We start from the raw sequence: 18,651 nt of genomic DNA, 5'->3' as shown, positions 1-18,651 counted from the left end.
CACAATAAAAAAGCGGCCATCAGGCCGCTTTTTTACGCTTGTTTGTCGGGTGCCGGTGATCAGCGCTCCAGGTATTGTAATTTGTCGGGTACCCCGTCCCACTCTTCGGCGTCTGGCAGCGCATCTTTCTTTTCAGTGATATTTGGCCACACCTCTGCCAGTTCAGCATTCAGTTCCAGATATACCTGCTGATCGGCGGGCAATTCATCTTCGGAAAAAATCGCATCCACCGGACATTCCGGTTCGCAGAGTGCGCAGTCAATACACTCGTCCGGGTGGATGACCAGAAAATTAGGGCCCTCGTAAAAGCAGTCCACCGGGCAAACTTCAACACAGTCAGTGTGTTTGCATTTGATGCAGTTATCGCCGACAACAAAAGTCATGGGTTGCTCTCCGAAAAGCGGGTGATAGAACAGCCGCGCATTATACAGAAATAAAAACGGTTATTTAAACAATCAGACCGGCAAATTAAATTCGGGAGCAGATTTTTTGTGTTACCGGGCCGGATCATCGCTCCCGAATGAGTTGTTTGAGTGCGTAGAGTTGTTCCAGTGCCTGTCTGGGGCTTAATTCATCCGGCTCGATAGTGACCAGCATTTCCAGCAAGGCTGTTGAGACCGGGTCGCGAAACAGCTCCTGTTGACGGGGCTTGGCTGCCGGTCCCGCCGTCACCACAGGGCGCGCACCGGCTTCGAGGCTGGCCAGCTCCAGCCGGGCCAGCGCGATCACTTCCGCCGGAATACCTGCCAGCTTGGCCACCTGAATGCCATAACTCTGGCTGGCGGGACCTTCCTGAATGGCGTGGAGAAACACGATGTCATCATTGTACTCGGTGGCATCGAGGTGGACATTGGCCACCCCGGCGGTTTTTTCCGGCAGCCCGGTGAGTTCAAAATAATGGGTGGCAAACAGGGTGAAAGCCTGGACTTTTTCTGCCAGCTGTACCGCGCAGGCCCAGGCCAGCGACAGGCCGTCAAAGGTGCTGGTGCCGCGGCCAATTTCATCCATCAGCACTAGGCTCCGGGCCGTGGCATTGTGCAGAATATTGGCTGTTTCTGTCATTTCCACCATAAAGGTTGACCGGCCACCGGCCAGATCATCCGAGGAGCCGATGCGGGTAAAAATGCGGTCGACCAGGCCAATCGTAGCGCTGGTGGCCGGCACACAGCTGCCGATGTGGGCCAGCAGGATAATCAGTGCAGCCTGGCGCATATAGGTGGATTTGCCGCCCATATTGGGACCGGTAATAACCAGCATACGCCGCTGTTTGTCCAGGTTCAGGTCATTGGCGACAAAGGGTGTGTCCAGCACCTGTTCAACCACCGGGTGGCGACCACCATTGATCTCAATGCCCGGTTGCTCCGACAGGGAGGGTGGAATCAGACCGAGACTGTCGGCGCGTTCTGCGAGACAGACCAGTGCGTCGAGTTCGGCCACTGCTGCAGCGCTCTCCTGCAGCGGCAGGAGCTGTTCGTTGAGGGTTTCGAGCAGCGCTTCATAGAGGGCTTTCTCGCGGCTCAGGGCGCGACTTCTGGCACTCAGGGCCTTGTCCTCGAAGGTTTTCAGTTCGGGGGTGATATAGCGCTCGGCATTTTTCAGGGTCTGGCGCCGGATGTAGTGAGCGGGTGCCCGTTCAGACTGGCCGCGGGAAATTTCTATGTAGTAGCCATGCACCCGGTTATAGCCCACCTTGAGGGTGCTGATACCGGTGTTCGCTTTTTCCTGTTCTTCGAGATCCACCAGAAACTGGCCGGCATTGCTGCTGAGATTGCGCAGCTCATCCAGCTCGGCGTCATAGCCCTCGGCAATCACGCCACCGTCGCGGATAACCACCGGTGGATTCTCGGCGATGGCCCCGGTCAGTAGGGCGACCAGCTCGGGGAACTCTCCGGCTTTGCGCAACAACTGTTGCAATGGCGCAATATCTGACGAGGACAATTCCCGCTGGATAGCGGGCAGGGTGCTGAGTGACTGCCGCAGCCGGGTCAGATCCCGTGGGCGGGCAGAGCGCAGGGCCACTCGCCCAAGAATCCGCTCCATATCGCCCACCTGCCTGAGGTGTTCCGCCACCGATTCATGGCAACTGTTTAAACGCAGTGCGGCCACCACCTGCTGTCGACATTGCAGTGCAGCCAGATTGCGCAGGGGCCGGTTGATCCAGCGATTCAACAGGCGGCTGCCCATCGCCGTGCTGGTGCTGTCCATCACCGACATCAGCGTATTATCCGTCGTGCCATTCAGGTTGATGCTCAATTCCAGATTGCGCCGGGTGGCGGCATCGAGAATAACGCTGTCGTCGCGGTTCTCATGGCTGATACTGCGAATATGGGGCAGGGCGGTGCGCTGGGTTTCCCTGGCGTATTGCAGCAGACAACCGGCAGCGGAGAGCGCCAGTGGCAAATGATCGCAGCCGAAGGCGGACAGATCCCGGGTACCAAACTGGTCGGTTAACTGGCGCTGTGCGGTATCCCGGTCAAATTCCCAGGGTTGGCGATGGCGCAGGCCCCGTTGCTGGCTGACGAGTGCCGGGCAGGGGAAATCATCGGCGACCAGCAACTCGGCGGGACTGAGGCGTTGCAATTCACTTTGCAAACTTTCCGGGCTATCCACCTCCAGCACCAGAAAACGACCGCTGCCGATATCCAGTGTGGCAATGCCGAACAGGTCATTGTGATGGGCGATGGCGGCCAGCAGATTGTCCCGCCGCTCTTCCAGCAGCGCTTCGTCGCTGATTGTGCCGGGGGTGACGATGCGAACCACCTGGCGGTCCACCGGCCCCTTGCTGGTGGCCGGATCACCAATCTGCTCGCAGATCGCCACCGATTCCCCCAGCTTGACCAGTCGTGCCAGATAGCCCTCCGCCGCATGGTAGGGAACTCCGGCCATCGGAATCGGCTGGCCCGCGGACTTGCCCCGGGCCGTCAGCGTGACATCCAGCAACCGCGCCGCTTTTTTGGCATCGTCGAAGAACAACTCATAAAAATCACCCATGCGGTAGAACAACAACTCGTGGGGATGCTGGGCCTTGATGCGCAAGTATTGCTGCATCATGGGGGTATGCTGGGACAGGGTATCCGTTTGGGCTGTCATCGGCTTGCGGTGGTGCCTCTTTTTTGCGCGGGAAAGCCGTCCATTCTACGATAAGTGCAGTGCAGTAAAAAACTGCTGATTATGAGGGCAACTCCGAAATGCTACCGGTTCTGGCATCGGACCGTGCAACACTCAATTTGCATGGCCACCCGGTAAAATGTGTTTACGGATTGGCAGGCCCACGGCTATTGCGTCATGCTTATTGATCACACAGCGGGAAACCGGTTTCGGGAGAGCATCATGGGATTGTTGGTGAACGGGACATGGCAGGACAAGTGGTACGACACCAAAGCCAGTGGCGGGGAGTTCAAGCGGCAGGAAAGCCGGTTCCGGCACTGGATCACTGCGGATGGCGGCCCGGGCCCCGACGGGCAGCAGGGGTTTGCCGCCAGCAGTGGCCGGTATCATCTGTATGTTTCGCTGGCCTGTCCCTGGGCCCATCGGACGCTGATTTTTCGCCAGTTAAAGGGGCTGGTGGAGCATATTGGTGTCACTGTGGTGGAGCCACTGATGCTGGAAAATGGTTGGGAGTTTAGCGCGGAGGGCGATGATCTCTACGGGCTGGATTACCTCTATCAACTCTATTTGAAAGCCGCCCGTGATTATGAAGGGCGGGTGACCGTGCCGGTGTTGTGGGATAAACAACAGCAGACCATCGTCAGCAACGAATCTGCCGACATTATTCGAATGTTCAACAGTGCCTTTGATTCGATGACCGGTAACCGGCTGGATTTTTACCCGGCAGCTTTGCGCGTGGAGATAGATGACATTAATCAGCGGGTGTACGAGGAAATTAACAACGGCGTGTACCGGGCCGGATTTGCCACAACCCAGACCGCCTATGAGAGAGCCTACGCCGGGCTTTTTGAGGCGCTGGACTGGGTGGAGGGCAGACTGGCAAACCGGGATTATCTGTTGGGCGAACAGGTCACAGAGGCGGACTGGCGATTGTTCACCACGCTGGTGCGTTTCGATGCGGTTTACCACGGTCACTTCAAATGCAATCGCAACCGCTTGCTGGAGTTCTCGAATTTACCCGGCTATCTGTCCCGGTTATACAAAACCCCCGGTGTCGCAGAAACCGTCAACCTGGATCACATTAAAAAGCACTACTATGGAAGCCACAAAACCATCAATCCCACCGGTATCGTCCCGGTGGGTCCGGCCCGGTTGTTCGTTGCTGATTGATCGATTGTCCGGTGTCGCTGTCTTTTGGTGCGTTACAAGTCACGAAGCAGGTTTTGTTCACTGCTTTCGCGAATGAGGTGGCGCCATTGAGAAATCCCAATGGCTGTAAAACTAGGGCATACTTGAAGCCTGTTTTAGCGTCGGCCAGTTTGTCTCCCGACAGTCATACGTAAGGAATCCCATTGAAACCCAGAAGACCTCACCCCAAAGCCAAGCGGCAATCGCCAAACCGCCCGATTGAATTCCTCATCGAGAGCATCGACCCGATGGGGCAGGGGGTGGCAAAGATTGACAGCAAACCCTGTTTCATTGCCAAAACGTTGCCCGGTGAACAGGGCTCTGCAACCATTACCCGCGCCAGCAAAGGGGTGCTGTTTGCCCGGATGAGCAACCTTTCCAGCACTGCTGAAAACCGTATTACACCGGCCTGCGAGCATTTTGAGCAGTGCTCCGGCTGCCATTTTCTGCACACGGATTATGAAAGTGAGCTGACCTACAAGCGCAATGCCCTGGCGGATCATCTCAAACGTCTCAGCGTGGAGACCCCCGACATTCGCGTGGCACCTGCGGAGCAGCGGCTGGGCTACCGCAATCGCATGCAGTTGCACTACCGTCACAAGTATCTGGGTATGATCGACCCGGTCACCGATGCTGTTCTGGAAATTCCGCACTGCCAGGTGATTGATGAGCGACTTCGCGAGACCTTTGACAGCCTCTACCAGGACAAAAGCTGGACTGAGGATCACCAGGGTCAGGGGCACTGTGAGCTGTATCTGACCGATGACGGGGTCAGTGTGCAATGGGATCAACCCTATGCCCACGGCGGTTTTACCCAGGTCAACAGGGCCATGAATGAGATGCTGCGGGAGACCGTAAGAGCTCAGCTGGACGATCTTGAGGTCGGGACGTTGCTGGACCTATTCTCCGGTGAGGGCAACCTGTCAGATTTGATTCTGCCGGAGCACCCCGGTATCGAGCGGGTGATGGTGGACTATGCGCCGGAGCGGGCGAAGCTGAAGGAAGAGCTCAGCTTTATTCATCTGGATCTTTTTTCCGACACGGCGTTGCGGGCCTTCAAGGCGCGTACCGAGCACACCCGTTTCGATGTGCTGCTGGTGGACCCACCCCGCAAGGGCTTTGTTCATCTGGCACAATGGGTCAAAGCCTATCGGCCCAAAAAACTGATTTACGTCAGTTGCAGTGCCCCCACCATGGTGCGCGATCTGCAGTTGTTGGGCGGTGATTACCGGATCGAACAGGTGAATCTGATTGATCTGTTTCCCGGCACCTATCACTATGAAACCCAGGTTACCATTACCTTCAAATAAGGGTATTTGCATCGCCTCTTTAATCAGCAGATCAGTTGCAGTAAGTTGTCGGCATGGATAATCAAACGGTTTCGCTGTCGGCCCGGCTGGGAGAGCTGTTGCTCAATCGCCATGCCACGGTTACCTGCGCGGAATCCTGTACCGGTGGTGGCATCGCCAGTGCCATCACCGGGATTCCCGGCAGTTCCCAATGGTTTCAGCTGGGGCTGGTGACCTACGCCAACAGTGCCAAGCAGCAGTTGTTGGGGTTGTCCCCTGACGTGCTCGCCGCTGAGGGAGCGGTCAGTGAAGTGGTGGTCATCGAAATGGCGCGGGCTGTCCTGGCCCTTGCCGATGCCGATATCAGTGTGGCAGTGAGCGGTGTGGCGGGGCCGGATGGCGGCACCGAGGCGAAACCAGTGGGGACGGTCTGGTTTTGCTGGATGCTTCGCGACGGTTTTCCGGTCGCCCGCTGTTTCAGGTTTCCCGGTGACCGGGCGGCGGTGAGAACGGCCGCAGTACAGCAGGCGTTGCTGGGATTAATTGAGTTGCTGGAAAATTAAATACTGTATGACTATACAGTGGTTTTGCGTTGCGTTAAGCTAGCGCCATTCTCTACACAGAAGATAGCAAAGGAGACCTTTCATGGATCCAAACAAGGAAAAAGCGCTGCAGGCAGCACTCGGTCAGATCGAGCGGCAATTTGGCAAGGGAACTGTCATGCGGATGGGCGACCGGGAACATGTGGTCATGCCATCTATCTCAACCGGGTCGCTGGGTCTGGATATCGCATTGGGCATCGGTGGTCTGCCGAAGGGTCGTGTAGTGGAAATTTATGGGCCGGAATCCTCCGGTAAAACCACGTTGACGCTTCAGGTGATTGCCGAGGCGCAAAAGAAAGGCGGCACCTGTGCTTTTGTGGATGCGGAACATGCGCTGGATCCAGACTACGCCGAAAAACTGGGTGTCAATGTGGATGACCTGATTGTCTCCCAGCCGGATACCGGCGAACAGGCTCTGGAGGTCACCGATATGCTGGTGCGTTCAGGAGCCATTGATGTGCTGGTGGTGGATTCGGTGGCGGCCCTGACGCCCCGTGCAGAAATTGAAGGTGAAATGGGCGATCACCATGTGGGCTTGCAGGCCCGCCTGATGTCCCAGGCACTGCGCAAACTGACCAGCAATATCAAGCAGGCCAACTGTCTGGTGATCTTTATTAACCAGATCAGAATGAAGATCGGGGTGATGTTTGGCAATCCGGAAACCACCACGGGCGGTAATGCCCTTAAATTTTACTCCTCGGTGCGGCTGGATATTCGGCGTATCGGTGCCGTCAAGGAAGGCGAGGAAGTGGTGGGTAACGAAACCCGTGTCAAGGTGGTTAAAAACAAAGTGTCTCCCCCGTTCAAACAGTGTGAATTCCAGATTTTATACGGTGAGGGCATCAACCATCTGGGTGAAGTGGTCGATCTGGGGGTCAAGTGTGGCCTGATTGACAAGGCAGGTGCCTGGTATGCCTATAACGGCACCAAAATTGGACAGGGAAAAGCGAATGCCTGCGAGTATTTGAAGGAAAATCCGGAAATTGCCGCTGAGGTTGAACAGAAAATCCGTCAGCAGTTAATGGCCCCGGCCAAACCTCCAAAACAGGAGCTGCCAGCGGACCCTGCGGAAGCGGAAGAGGTTCAAAACTGACCGCTGTGAAAAGCTGATCACAGGATGTTACAAAAAGCCGCACCAGTTTTCTGGTGCGGCTTTTTTGTGGCCGTCCGGATTTCCTGATTCAATATCAGTCTGATGGTAAGGGGTTCGCGTCGGCGATTTTTTGGGTGGGTTCCCTGAGGGGGCGGTAAAGGAAGTAATGGATATATCAGAACTGGTTCTCTACAAAAGTATTCTGGTGCTGGGGTTTATGCTGCTTTTGTTCGCATCTGAACGAAAATGGCCTGCTGCGCAACGGCCCGACGTCATCGCCACTTCCCGTCGACTCGGCAAAAATCTCTCATTGTGGCTCTGTAACAGTGCCCTATCGCCGCTGATCGTCCTGCCCATTACCCTGTTCGCCGTGAACCAGAGCGCGGCGACTTGGCGAACTGTTTGGCCGGGGGATGGCTGGGGCATTGCATTGGATATCCTGTTGCTGGATCTGTGGATTTACTGGTGGCACCGTGCCAATCATCGCTTACCTCTGTTATGGCGTTTCCATCGGGTTCATCACCTCGATCAGTGGCTGGACGTGACCTCAGCTGTGCGGTTCCACTTCGGTGAGGTGGTATTGTCGGCACTGGTGCGTGGTGCCGTTATTCTGCTGATCGGGTTCCCGCTGCTCTCGGTGATTCTCTTTGAATCGCTGGTGCTGGCTGTGGCGGGCTTTCACCATTCCAATATCCGGCTGCCCGCGAATCTGGAGAAGTGGCTCTCGTGGGTGATCGTGACGCCCTCTATTCACTGGGTGCACCACCACATTGACCAGCGCGACACGGACAGTAATTATGGGGCTATATTCAGCTTCTGGGATCGCCTGTTTGCCAGTCGGTCGGACAAGGTTCGCGAACCGGCCATGCCGATTGGTGTGGATCAGGCAAAGGATGAGGGGTTATGGTCCCTGTTGTTAATACCATTCCGGCGTTGACCGCTGGGTCGACCGGGCAGTGCTTTTAGCAATGAGATAGTCAATCACCGGATTCGTCCGGCAGGAGTAGATCAATGGATAGTTATCAGGAACTGATCAGCGTGATTGCCCTGACGGCAGGCGTTGGCTGGGCCAGCGGCATCAATTTGTATGCGTTGGTACTGGTATTGGGCATAGCGGGAGCGACCGGCAACATCCAGTTGCCCGCAGAGTTGGCTGTGGTGCAGAGTCCTATGGTGATCATGGCCGCTGGCGTCATGTATGTGATTGAGTTTATTGCGGACAAAGTGCCGGGGGTCGATACCGGCTGGGATACCCTGCATACCTTCATCCGCATACCCGCCGGGGCCATGCTGGCCGCGGGGGCGGTGGGCGATGTCACGCCGGCGCTGGAAATTGCGGCGGGATTGATGGGGGGTACTCTGGCCGGTGCCAGCCATCTCACCAAGGCCTCCACCCGGGCACTGATCAATACGTCTCCTGAACCCGTCAGCAACTGGACAGCATCCATCAGTGAAGATCTGCTGGTGTTGGGCGGGCTGTGGACAATGTTTAATCACCCGGTATTGTTCCTCTGCCTGATGGTACTGTTTATTGCACTGGTGATCTGGTTGCTGCCCAAGTTGTGGCGGTTGATCAAAAGGATTTTTGTCAAGATCGGCCAGTGGCTGGGCATGGTCGAGAAGCCCGTCGCCCCGACCGTCCCTGATGCCGAGCCGCCGGTTGCGCTGCCGCCGGAGGAGCGGTCGCCTTGAAGAAAGCCGCTGAATCGGATCCGCAGCGTTTGATCCGCCATCGGGCCATGGATCTTCTGGCTCGCCGTGAGCACTCTGCCCATGAGTTGCAGGCCAAGCTGGTAGAGAAGTTTCCCGAACACACTCCGCTGGTGGGGCCAGTTTTGGCGGGGCTGACGCAGGACAACCTGCAATCTGATCAGCGTTTTGCTGAAGCCTATGTTCGCGCGCTTATTCACCGCGGGCAGGGAGGCTATCGGATTCGTCAGGCATTACAGCAACGGGGGATTGATTCGTCCCTGGCCGAGCAGACGATTGCCGATTGCGGTGAAGACTGGTTTGAACTGGCCGTTCAGGTGATGCATAAGAAATATGGCCGTCAGCCCTGCACCAGTTTTGCCGAGCGCGCCAGGCGCAGCCGTTTTCTCCAGTACCGCGGGTTCAGTGCTGAACAGATTCAGGCCTGCTTTACTGATAATGAAACGGATGATGGCTGAAAATTTCAGCCAGACAGCGATCAATCCAGCAATCCAACCGGTAGTTTTCAACGAATCCACAGTGTCCACCCAATGCCGTCACCACGAACGCGAGTGCATCGGGGCGGTGAATCTTTTCCAAATCGGTAACCGGCACAATCGGATCATCCTCACTGGTGATGAGGTAGGCCGGCACGCTGAGGCTGGACAACCTGTCGCCGCTCAGTGCGTAGGCCGAAAAGTATTCGCTGGCATCCCTGAAGGGAGTGAAGGTGGGCACAAAGTAGTCATTCAGGGCGACCAGTGACGAGAAATGCGGCAGTGATTTGTCATCCAGCAGCTCGGGGAAAAAATGCAGTTTTTTCTCCAGTGAACGGGTCCACTTGTCAAAGAAATGGTTGCGGTAAACCGGGCCGTCCATAATGCGTTCCATGGCATGTGCTGGGTCCACGGGTGGGCAGATGGCCACTACTGACGACAGCGGTATCTCGGTGCCGACATCGGCGGCAATGCGCAGGGCAAAGTTGCCGCCCAGCGAGTAGCCTGCCAGGGAGCAGTGATGGTGGGGTTGCTGACGCAAAAAATCCATGATGGCGGTGGCAACTTCCTCGGACAGGGTGGAGTTGAACGTCCCGCTGTTGAGATGCAGGCTCCCGCCGTGGTCGCGAAGGTTGAGTCTCAGTACATTGAAACCGCGTTGGTAAAGATAGTGGGCGGCGGAGAGTATATAGGTGGACTCTCCGCTGCCCTCCCAGCCATGCAATAACACAGCCAGTTTATTATTGTCGCGATCTGCCCGATCAAACGCTGCCAATAGTTTTACCGCCTGACCATCGTGTGAGCCGTTGAGCAGCAAGGTCTTGCTGCGTGCTCTCATGGCCAGACACCGATTGTTAACCAGCCATTGTCTGGGACCTGCGTTGCTGAGCAGGCTCTGGATGTGTGCATTGCGCAAACCGGGTGGTGGGCAAAAGTCGGGCAGCTGGAGGTGCATGGCTACTACTTGAACTCCCGGGGTGAATACGGGCTATCATAGCACCCATAGAATTAAATACATGCTCTCAGGAACGGAGGCGCCGGGATACAATCTAACAGGCAGGTTTGAACCATTTTAGTCGGGGTGTTGAAGTGAAATCGTGGAAGCGTTGGACCATATTCTGGGTCGTCCTGGCCTTCGGGCCTCAACAACTTCTGGCTGAAGAGTGGCACCGGTATGGTGTCTCGAAAACCGGGCAGCAGCAGGCAAAACCGGAAATGGTCACTGATGCCGAACTGGCCCTCTGGGGGATTGTGGATGGCTGTCTGAACAGCAGGCTGGTCCATTATTTTTACGTGCTGAATTCCCACGCGGCGGTACTTGAGCTGGCCGGCGGCAAAAAAGTGCTGATGCGTTTCCATGGCGACTGCCAGGGTGTCGAACAATACGGTTTCGTTCACACGGCGCAAAATGATAAATTTTGTGCGGATTCCCACTCAATCAGAGTGCTGCAAACCGGTGATCGCTGTAAGGTCGAGTCGCTCGAGCCCTACCCCTGATCTTGCCACCACTGCTAACCCAACACGAGTCGATCATGTTATTGAGATGTCTGTCCCTATGTCGTCGGCCGCTTGTTCTGCTGCTGTGTCTGCTGCCGATGTGGTCTTTTTCGCTGGAGCTTAAAGGCGAGCTGGTGCAGGGTGGCATGCTGATCGGCCAGGTGACGCCCGGCGAGCAGGTTGAGATCATGGGCCGTCCTGTCAGGGTGGATGATCAGGGCTTGTTTGTGTTTGGTCTTGGCCGGGATGCTCCTGCAGAAATCAAGCTCACCCACACCAATGGCGGTAATGAGGTGACGACCTTCAGTTACGCCGTGGAGCAGAGAGTCTATCGCGAGCAGCGTGTGGAGGGTGTGCCACAGAAGACCGTCACACCGCCGCCCGAGGTGCTGGAGCGAATTCGAAGGGAGGCGACACTGGTGCGCGAAGCGAGAACTGTGGACGGCCGGCGAACAGATTTTCTGACAGGCTTTGTCAAACCCCTGGAAGGGCCTATCACCGGCGTCTATGGAAGCCGCAGGGTTTACAACGGTACGCCGGGAAACCCCCACTACGGTCTGGATATCGCCGCCCCCACCGGTACTGAGGTTTTTGCGCCTGCACCGGGTGTCGTGACACTAGTGCACCGTGATATGTTTTATTCCGGTGGCACCCTGTTGATCGACCACGGTTACGGTATCAGCTCCACCTTCATCCACCTCAGTGAGTTGCTGGTTGAAGAAGGGCAGCAAGTGGCCCCCGGTGACCCGGTTGCCCGCGTCGGTGCGACCGGTCGTGCCACCGGCCCGCATCTGGACTGGCGGATCAACTGGTTCGATGTCCGTCTCGATCCGGCGCTGGTGCTGGACCAGTTCCCCGCAGCAAAGTAATGTAACCGGATACTGAATCCCGATACTACAGGCGTAGTCTTGGGGCCGCCTTTCCCTTAAACTTCTTCCTTGCAACTTTCGCTACGCTCCGGATTCATGATGATTGATAAAAAACTACTCAGTATCCTGGTATGCCCGGTGAGTAAGGGATCACTGGAATATGACAGGGAAAAAGACGAACTTGTCTGTCGGGCCAGCGGTCTGGCCTACCCGATTCGCGATGGTATCCCGGTGATGCTGGAAAGTGAGGCCCGCCCACTCAGCACCGACGAAAAACTCGGTGACACTCACTAGCCGGAGGCCAACAAACCATGTCAGAAGAAACCATCTTCAGCCGAATTATCAAGGGTGACATTCCTGCCGACATCGTCTATGAAGACGAGCTTTGTATCGCCATCAGGGACGTTGCCCCCAAGGCGCCTACGCATCTGCTGGTGATTCCACGGAAACCGATTCCCCGACTGGTCGATGCCTCTCCGGAGGATCAGAAAATCCTCGGTCATCTCATGCTGGCGGTGGGGGAGATTGCCTGTAAAGCCGGTATTGGTGATGCCTTCAGGGTAGTGATTAACAACGGCGAAGGAGCTGGCCAGACGGTGTTTCACCTCCATCTGCATATTCTTGGCAATAAAGCATTTTCTGAGGCTGAACTCGGATTCTGACGATTGCCGGACACACGATTGATTAACCGACCCCGGTCAGGGTTATGGAACCTGCTTGTTTATGAAAAGTGCTGAAATACGTGATGCTTTCCTGAAGTATTTTGCCAGCCAGGGACATGCTGTTGTGCCCAGTAGTAGCCTGGTGCCCGACAACGATCCGACATTGCTGTTTACCAATGCCGGTATGGTGCAGTTCAAGGATGTCTTTCTGGGCGTCGAGCAGCGGCCATACTGCCGCGCCGCTTCTTCGCAGCGCTGTGTCAGGGCGGGGGGCAAACACAACGACCTGGAAAACGTGGGCTACACTGCACGACACCACACCTTTTTTGAAATGCTGGGCAACTTCAGCTTTGGCGACTATTTCAAGCGCGATGCCATTCGCTTCGCATGGACGTTCCTCACTGAGGTGCTCGGGCTGCCTGAAGAACGCCTGTGGATCACCGTGCATGTCTCCGATGATGAGGCGGCAGACATCTGGTTGAATGAAGTAGCTGTCAGTCCTGAACGGTTCTCGCGTCTTGATGAAGATAACTTCTGGCAGATGGGCGACACCGGCCCCTGTGGGCCGAGTTCAGAAATTTTCTATGACCATGGTCCGGATGTACCCGGCGGTCCCCCTGGTAGTGAAAATGACGATCTGGATCGCTATATCGAGATCTGGAATCTGGTTTTCATGCAGTTTGAGCGCAGTGCCGACGGGCACCAGACACCTTTGCCAAAACCCTCCATCGACACCGGCATGGGGCTGGAGCGCATCGCTGCCGTGATGCAGGGTGTTCACAGCAACTACGATATTGATCTGTTTCAGGCACTATTAAAAGCGGCTGCAGAAGTGACCGGCACCCGTGACCTGGAAAACAAGTCGTTGAGAGTCATCGCGGATCACATTCGCTCCTGCAGTTTTCTGATTGTGGACGGTGTGCTTCCGGCCAACGAAGGGCGAGGGTATGTACTGCGACGGATTATTCGCCGCGCCGTTCGTCATGGCCACAAACTGGGTCAGACAAGTCTGTTTTTCCACAAGCTGGTGGCGGCGCTGGTCGCCGAAATGGGCGATGCCTACCCGGAACTGGCCAAAGCCCAGGCCCAGGTGGAGAAGGTATTGCTGGCGGAAGAGCGGCAGTTTGAAAAAACCCTGGATAAAGGCATGTCCCTGCTTGAATCGGCCCTCAATGATTTGCAGGGTAATGTGATTCCGGGAGAACTGATCTTTACTCTGTACGACACGTTTGGTTTCCCGGTGGACCTGACCAATGACATCGCCCGGGAGCGCGGACTGTCTCTGGATATGGCCAGTTATGAAGCAGCCATGGAGCAGCAGCGCCAGCGGGCGCGCAGCGCCGGTGCCTTCAAGGTGGATTACAGTCATTCGCTGGTGTTGGATGGTGCCACGGCTTTTACCGGGTACGACAACCTCTCCGGTCAGGGTGAGGTTCGGGCGCTACTCAGGGAGGGGGCGCAGGTCAGTCAGCTTGCCACCGGGGAGGAGGGGATCGTCGTCCTCGATCAGACCCCTTTCTATGCCGAGTCCGGCGGTCAGGCTGGCGACAGCGGTTACCTGCTCGCCGAGGGTGTCGAGTTTGAAGTGCGCGATTGTCAGAAACAGGGCGGCCACTACCTGCACATTGGTATGCTGTTGTCGGGCTCGATCACTGAAGCACAACCACTGGAAGCCCGGGTCGACAACGCGGTGCGCGCTGCGACTGCGCTCAACCACTCTGCCACTCACCTGTTACACGCTGCACTGCGGGAAATTCTTGGCGATCACGTCACCCAGAAAGGGTCGCTGGTGGACAGCAAGCGGCTGCGTTTTGATTTCAGTCATCCCGAGGCGGTCGACGCAAAACAGCTGAAAGCCATTGAGCGGCGGGTCAACGAAGAAATTCGCATCAACAGCCCCGTACAAACAGAAATCTGCGATATGGAGACGGCCAGACAGAAAGGTGCGATGGCCCTGTTTGGTGAGAAATACGGTGATCAGGTACGTGTCCTGACCATGGGGGATGACTTTTCTGTCGAGCTCTGCGGCGGAACCCATGTGCTGCGCACGGGCGACATCGGTTTGCTCAGGATTGTCAGTGAAACCGGTATCGCCTCCGGTGTGCGCCGTATTGAGGCCGTGACCGGTGCACAGGCACTGACTTACCTGGATGAGCTGGAAGCCCAGCTGGAACACATTGCCGAGCTCGTCAAAGCCCGTCCGGCGAATGCCGTTCAAAAGGTGGGAGTACTCTGTGCCGAAATGAAAGCGCTGGAAAGGGAAAATGCCCAACTGAAGGGCCGACTGGCCAGTAGTGCGGGTAGCGATCTGGTCAGTCAGGCGATAACGGTCAATGGTGTTCAGGTTTTGCTGGCTGATATCAAGGGTACAGATCCGAAATCCATGCGCGATACCGTGGATCAATTGAAGAACAAGCTGGGTGCATCGGTCATTCTGCTGGCTGCGGTGAATGACGGAAAGGTAGCGCTGGTTGCCGGTGTGACGCCTGAGGTGACAGGTCGTCTGAAAGCGGGTGACCTGGTGCAGCGTGTCGCCGTTGATTTGGGTGGAAAAGGCGGTGGTCGTCCGGACATGGCGCAGGGTGGTGGTACAGATGTGCATGCGCTCCCGTCGGCACTGAAATCAGCGGCCGAGTGGGTGCAGCAACAGCTTTCCGGATGAGTGCGTGTACGCCATATTATCTGTTAACTTTGTCAATTATTTGGTGTTTAATTGCCGCCCATTTCCGGCGGCAAGAACTGTAGAGTTGTCATGAGTCTGATTGTTCAAAAATACGGTGGCACATCGGTCGGCACCATAGAGCGTATTCAGGCGGTCGCCGAGAAAGTCCATGCTTTCCGCAATCGCGGCGATAGCGTGGTGGTGGTGGTTTCTGCCATGAGTGGCGAAACCAATCGCCTGATTGGGTTGGCCAGAGAGATTGAGGCCGAACCCAGTGCGCGAGAGATGGATGTTCTGGTTTCCACGGGTGAGCAGGTCACCATTGCGCTGCTGACCATCGCCCTTCATAAGCTGGGTTGTGATGCACGCTCCTATACCGGTGGTCAGGTGCGTATCCTCACAGATGACGCTCATTCCAAGGCTCGCATTCAGGAAATTGACGCGCACCGTATGCAGCAGGATCTCTCGGCTGGCCGGGTGGTCGTGGTGGCCGGTTTTCAGGGCGTCGATGAAAATGGCAATATTACAACGTTGGGTCGCGGTGGTTCCGATACAACCGCAGTGGCTCTCGCCGCAGCCCTGAAAGCAGACGAGTGCCAGATTTATACCGATGTGGACGGTGTTTACACCACAGATCCACGTGTGGTCGCCAATGCGCGTCGGCTCGACCGAATCACCTTTGAAGAAATGCTGGAGATGGCCAGCCAGGGGTCCAAGGTATTGCAGATACGTTCGGTTGAGTTTGCTGGAAAATACAAAGTCCCGCTGCGGGTGCTATCCAGCTTTGAGGATGGCCCCGGTACATTGATTACCCTGGAGGACGACGACGATATGGAAAAACCGGTTGTTTCTGGCATCGCATTTAACCGCGATGAAGCCAAGCTGACCATCCGCGGTATACCCGACGTGCCCGGGATCGCCTCCAAAGTCCTTGGCGCAGTAGGTCGCGCGAATATTGAGGTCGATGTGATTGTGCAGAATGTGGCACATGACAATACCGCATCCCTGACGTTTACCGTCCATCGCAATGAACTGGCAAAAGCGAAAGACATCCTTGAACGTATTGCTGTAGAACTGGGTGCCACTCAAGTAGATACCAATGCCAGCATTGCCAAGCTTGCTTTGGTTGGCGTCGGGATGCGCTCTCATGCGGGTGTCGCCGCCAAGATGTTTGAAGCGCTGGCGCAGGAAAATATCAACATTCAGATGATCAGTACTTCGGAAATTAAAATTACCGTCGTTATCGATGAAAAATATCTCGAGTTGGCTGTGCGTGCCCTGCACAGTGCCTTCGAGCTGGAAGAGTCTGACAGGGAGGAGTGAGCAAAAGACTATTTACCGCAATATGGAATGGTTGGTATAGTTCCGCCTGCCCGACTGTGGAAGCATTATCCATCAGGGAGGTGGCCCGCTGAATAACAATAACAATGCGTGGTTAAACCAGGAAAGCCAGCATAGACGTTGGTATTTGGCAGTATACAGGAGCTAAACCATGTTAATTCTCACGCGTCGCGTCGGGGAAACCCTCATTATTGGTGACGATGTCAGTGTCACCGTGCTCGGAGTCAAGGGCAATCAGGTGCGTCTGGGTGTGGATGCACCCAAAGAAGTTTCCGTTCACAGGGAAGAGATTTACCAGCGGATTCAGCAGGAAAAAGACGAAGATCAATAACCTTTGCCCGCTTTGATTTTCCATTTGGTATGTTATCATGCCGCCACTTTTGCGAGGCGGCATTTATCGTCGTTTCAATAGTATGGTGAGGTGGCCGAGTGGCTGAAGGCGCTCCCCTGCTAAGGGAGTATAGGCTAATCCCCTATCGAGGGTTCGAATCCCTCCCTCACCGCCATTTAACCTGTTGATTTTGATAGAAAAATCAATGCAATCGGGGCTCATTTGGGGCGCAATTGGCTAAATCTAAGCCAATTAACCCCCATTTTGAGCTCGGTTTCTTCTAAGAATTTTCCTTTTTAGCCCCTTCTGAAGCGCTTATATCTCTCTGGTGTTATCTGGGCTGAGTGTTTATTGCGTACCCTTAGTCACCGTAAATTTTTCTAGTTGTATTCGTTCCTGTGGCAAAAAGTACCATTGGGCAGACATCAAGGCGAGTGGCCGCTGTAAGTCAGTTGTAGTAGCCTTGATAAAAAACGGGGAGATATGAGTGTGCAGCAGAGAATAATCACACCCTTCAGCTTGCGCTATGAAGGGGGGTTGGCTGAAAGCCATATCATCGACACTCAACAATTAGGCTTCTCTCTCGTCGGGGCAACTAAGTTTTATAACTCAGTCATACACTATTGCCTTTCTGGCAACGTCCCCCGAAATAATTATAAGAAGGAATATAGTTGTTATACCCACGCATCTAACCAAGGCTGCTATGAGCAATGGTTATTCATTGCCCCGCTTGCGTTGCAACATGGGATATTGGCAGATGGAGCACGAGATGCAGTCTCATTCATATTTTTTAAGGTGCTTACTGCCCTAAAAAATATGATGATCAAAGAAAGCCAAACGGAAAAAATCATGAATGAGCTCTGTGAGACGTTACGCCACAAGGCTGATGTGGATAAGGATGTCATGCTTGTTGCGATGCAACTTGTTGGGAATTCTAATGAAACAATCGCCGGCCTGCAGAACAAGCTATTAGATACCCTGCCAGATCTGCTTGTCCTAAATCGCCAAAATGCAAGAACAATGGTTGATCCCGTTGGCCTGAGTTGTAACGAATTCCACCAATTTGCACGCACAGAATATGAAGATGTAATCAGTGAACCTGAAGCTGCTGTTCTTAAATCAAAGGAAAAAGAGGAAGTAGGGGACGTGCAAACGTATACATGTCTATCAATCACAGAGGTTAATAAGGTAACAGGCCACTGCGAGATGTTGGTGGATGGTTTTGAAAAACCGGTTAAAGGGAAGATAACCGATCCTCTTTTGTTGGAACCTGGGAATGTATATACCCGTGCGCTAGATCAAGAGACACCGTTTAGTTTTACAGCAAAGCCTGTAACGAAAGACGGTGAAGTGCACCGACTGTATGTAAGCGATGCAAAGGATCACTGAAGAAGCAAAGAGCTTGTGTTAAAGGATCTTATGATGTCTGTTGGGCCCCAATTATTTGGGGCGCAATTGGGGCGCAAATAATTCGAAATGGGGCGCAAATGGGGCAGGCTGGACAGTGGCTATAAGGGCTCTGTAGTGAATGGTCGTTTATGCAACATGTTGAATTTAAACCCGTTATATCCCTATATGTCCCTATTGGGCACTTTGGCGAAGTATCCAACATAACATTGCGAGGGGGTTCGAATCCCTCCCTCACCGCCACCCATAAAAATCCCGGCTTTATGCCGGGTTTTTTATGGGTGGGTGTCAGGAGACATGGATGAGAATACCCCTTCGACAAAACGGCTTGACCGTTTTGGGCGCCGGCGCATTGCGACGGCGGAGTGAAACCCCGAGCCGCCTCGCGGCGAGCCAATCCCTCCCGAATCGAGTTG

At 55.1% G+C, this 18,651-nt stretch carries 18 protein-coding genes and 1 tRNA gene; 16 read left to right on the top strand and 3 right to left on the bottom strand.

The genetic code is table 11. From position 1 onward, the window contains the following. Positions 1–59: 59 nt before the first annotated feature. Complete coding sequence (gene fdxA, locus U740_RS11575) at positions 60–383, bottom strand: ferredoxin FdxA (protein ID WP_036860889.1); 324 nt, start codon at positions 381–383, stop codon at positions 60–62. Positions 384–507: 124 nt separating this feature from the next. Beyond that, positions 508–3,090: a DNA mismatch repair protein MutS gene (gene mutS / locus U740_RS11570; protein WP_036860888.1), complete on the bottom strand. Its 2,583-nt coding sequence runs from the start codon at positions 3,088–3,090 to the stop codon at positions 508–510. A 240-nt stretch (positions 3,091–3,330) separates the two neighbouring features. Here mutS and U740_RS11565 point away from each other — a divergent pair, with 240 nt between their 5' ends. The 7 genes from U740_RS11565 to U740_RS11535 all read left to right on the top strand — a co-directional run bounded on the left by U740_RS11565 (position 3,331) and on the right by U740_RS11535 (position 9,448). After that, positions 3,331–4,278: a glutathione S-transferase family protein gene (locus U740_RS11565; RefSeq protein ID WP_036862110.1), complete on the top strand. Its 948-nt coding sequence runs from the start codon at positions 3,331–3,333 to the stop codon at positions 4,276–4,278. Positions 4,279–4,460: 182 nt separating this feature from the next. Next, entirely contained in the window at positions 4,461–5,606 is a 1,146-nt protein-coding gene (locus tag U740_RS11560) for a class I SAM-dependent RNA methyltransferase (protein ID WP_036860886.1), read from the top strand. A 53-nt stretch (positions 5,607–5,659) separates the two neighbouring features. Continuing rightward, complete coding sequence (locus tag U740_RS11555; protein WP_036860883.1) at positions 5,660–6,148, top strand: CinA family protein; 489 nt, start codon at positions 5,660–5,662, stop codon at positions 6,146–6,148. Between the two features lie 82 nt (positions 6,149–6,230). Next, complete coding sequence (gene recA, locus U740_RS11550; protein WP_036860882.1) at positions 6,231–7,280, top strand: recombinase RecA; 1,050 nt, start codon at positions 6,231–6,233, stop codon at positions 7,278–7,280. Between the two features lie 166 nt (positions 7,281–7,446). Then, complete coding sequence (locus U740_RS11545) at positions 7,447–8,217, top strand: sterol desaturase family protein (protein ID WP_036860880.1); 771 nt, start codon at positions 7,447–7,449, stop codon at positions 8,215–8,217. Between the two features lie 74 nt (positions 8,218–8,291). Beyond that, a complete protein-coding gene (locus U740_RS11540; protein ID WP_036860879.1) occupies positions 8,292–8,972 on the top strand; it encodes a DUF4126 domain-containing protein in 681 nt (226 codons plus the stop codon). Beyond that, complete coding sequence (locus U740_RS11535; protein ID WP_051921546.1) at positions 8,969–9,448, top strand: regulatory protein RecX; 480 nt, start codon at positions 8,969–8,971, stop codon at positions 9,446–9,448. Before U740_RS11540 ends, U740_RS11535 begins: the two co-directional genes overlap by 4 nt. Here the strand turns inward: U740_RS11535 and U740_RS11530 are convergent. Next, complete coding sequence (locus U740_RS11530) at positions 9,420–10,421, bottom strand: YheT family hydrolase (RefSeq protein ID WP_036860876.1); 1,002 nt, start codon at positions 10,419–10,421, stop codon at positions 9,420–9,422. The genes U740_RS11535 and U740_RS11530 overlap by 29 nt on opposite strands. Before the next feature lie 134 nt (positions 10,422–10,555). Here U740_RS11530 and U740_RS11525 point away from each other — a divergent pair, with 134 nt between their 5' ends. From U740_RS11525 to U740_RS11485, 9 genes are all read left to right on the top strand, one after another. Then, on the top strand, positions 10,556–10,963 hold the full coding sequence (locus U740_RS11525; RefSeq protein WP_152556839.1) for a hypothetical protein: 408 nt from the start codon (positions 10,556–10,558) through the stop codon (positions 10,961–10,963). Between the two features lie 35 nt (positions 10,964–10,998). Then, a complete protein-coding gene (locus U740_RS11520) occupies positions 10,999–11,832 on the top strand; it encodes a M23 family metallopeptidase (RefSeq protein WP_036860873.1) in 834 nt (277 codons plus the stop codon). A 99-nt stretch (positions 11,833–11,931) separates the two neighbouring features. Then, positions 11,932–12,126 carry a Trm112 family protein gene (locus tag U740_RS11515; RefSeq protein ID WP_036860872.1) on the top strand — a complete coding sequence of 65 codons (195 nt, stop codon included), beginning with the start codon at positions 11,932–11,934 and terminating at the stop codon, positions 12,124–12,126. A gap of 17 nt (positions 12,127–12,143) precedes the next feature. Beyond that, a complete protein-coding gene (locus tag U740_RS11510; RefSeq protein WP_036860871.1) occupies positions 12,144–12,494 on the top strand; it encodes a histidine triad nucleotide-binding protein in 351 nt (116 codons plus the stop codon). Positions 12,495–12,555: 61 nt separating this feature from the next. Further along, complete coding sequence (gene alaS, locus U740_RS11505) at positions 12,556–15,156, top strand: alanine--tRNA ligase (RefSeq protein ID WP_036860867.1); 2,601 nt, start codon at positions 12,556–12,558, stop codon at positions 15,154–15,156. Positions 15,157–15,246: 90 nt separating this feature from the next. After that, on the top strand, positions 15,247–16,479 hold the full coding sequence (locus tag U740_RS11500) for an aspartate kinase (RefSeq protein WP_036860865.1): 1,233 nt from the start codon (positions 15,247–15,249) through the stop codon (positions 16,477–16,479). A gap of 169 nt (positions 16,480–16,648) precedes the next feature. After that, positions 16,649–16,828, top strand: a complete 180-nt coding sequence (csrA, locus tag U740_RS11495; protein WP_036860863.1) for a carbon storage regulator CsrA — start codon at positions 16,649–16,651, stop codon at positions 16,826–16,828. Between the two features lie 84 nt (positions 16,829–16,912). After that, positions 16,913–17,003 (top strand) — tRNA-Ser (locus U740_RS11490). A gap of 308 nt (positions 17,004–17,311) precedes the next feature. Then, the gene (locus U740_RS11485; protein ID WP_036860862.1) at positions 17,312–18,217 is read left to right on the top strand and encodes a DUF7946 domain-containing protein; all 906 of its coding nucleotides are present in this window, start codon (positions 17,312–17,314) and stop codon (positions 18,215–18,217) included. Positions 18,218–18,651: the final 434 nt, after the last annotated feature.

The organism is Porticoccus hydrocarbonoclasticus MCTG13d, assembly GCF_000744735.1.
Taxonomy (GTDB): domain Bacteria; phylum Pseudomonadota; class Gammaproteobacteria; order Pseudomonadales; family Porticoccaceae; genus Porticoccus; species Porticoccus hydrocarbonoclasticus.
This window is presented reverse-complemented; position numbering and strand designations above follow the sequence as displayed.

What these genes read in the sequence shown, in the direction of transcription:
- U740_RS11540 (WP_036860879.1), top strand. Translation starts at nt 8,292, where the DNA reads ATGGATAGTTATCAGGAACTGATCAGCGTGATTGCCCTGACGGCAGGC.
- U740_RS11520 (WP_036860873.1), top strand. Translation starts at nt 10,999, where the DNA reads ATGTTATTGAGATGTCTGTCCCTATGTCGTCGGCCGCTTGTTCTGCTG.
- mutS (WP_036860888.1), bottom strand. Translation starts at nt 3,090, where the DNA reads ATGACAGCCCAAACGGATACCCTGTCCCAGCATACCCCCATGATGCAG.
- U740_RS11555 (WP_036860883.1), top strand. Translation starts at nt 5,660, where the DNA reads ATGGATAATCAAACGGTTTCGCTGTCGGCCCGGCTGGGAGAGCTGTTG.
- U740_RS11545 (WP_036860880.1), top strand. Translation starts at nt 7,447, where the DNA reads ATGGATATATCAGAACTGGTTCTCTACAAAAGTATTCTGGTGCTGGGG.
- U740_RS11510 (WP_036860871.1), top strand. Translation starts at nt 12,144, where the DNA reads ATGTCAGAAGAAACCATCTTCAGCCGAATTATCAAGGGTGACATTCCT.
- alaS (WP_036860867.1), top strand. Translation starts at nt 12,556, where the DNA reads ATGAAAAGTGCTGAAATACGTGATGCTTTCCTGAAGTATTTTGCCAGC.
- U740_RS11530 (WP_036860876.1), bottom strand. Translation starts at nt 10,421, where the DNA reads ATGCACCTCCAGCTGCCCGACTTTTGCCCACCACCCGGTTTGCGCAAT.
- csrA (WP_036860863.1), top strand. Translation starts at nt 16,649, where the DNA reads ATGTTAATTCTCACGCGTCGCGTCGGGGAAACCCTCATTATTGGTGAC.
- U740_RS11500 (WP_036860865.1), top strand. Translation starts at nt 15,247, where the DNA reads ATGAGTCTGATTGTTCAAAAATACGGTGGCACATCGGTCGGCACCATA.
- U740_RS11565 (WP_036862110.1), top strand. Translation starts at nt 3,331, where the DNA reads ATGGGATTGTTGGTGAACGGGACATGGCAGGACAAGTGGTACGACACC.
- fdxA (WP_036860889.1), bottom strand. Translation starts at nt 383, where the DNA reads ATGACTTTTGTTGTCGGCGATAACTGCATCAAATGCAAACACACTGAC.
- U740_RS11485 (WP_036860862.1), top strand. Translation starts at nt 17,312, where the DNA reads ATGAGTGTGCAGCAGAGAATAATCACACCCTTCAGCTTGCGCTATGAA.
- U740_RS11515 (WP_036860872.1), top strand. Translation starts at nt 11,932, where the DNA reads ATGATTGATAAAAAACTACTCAGTATCCTGGTATGCCCGGTGAGTAAG.
- recA (WP_036860882.1), top strand. Translation starts at nt 6,231, where the DNA reads ATGGATCCAAACAAGGAAAAAGCGCTGCAGGCAGCACTCGGTCAGATC.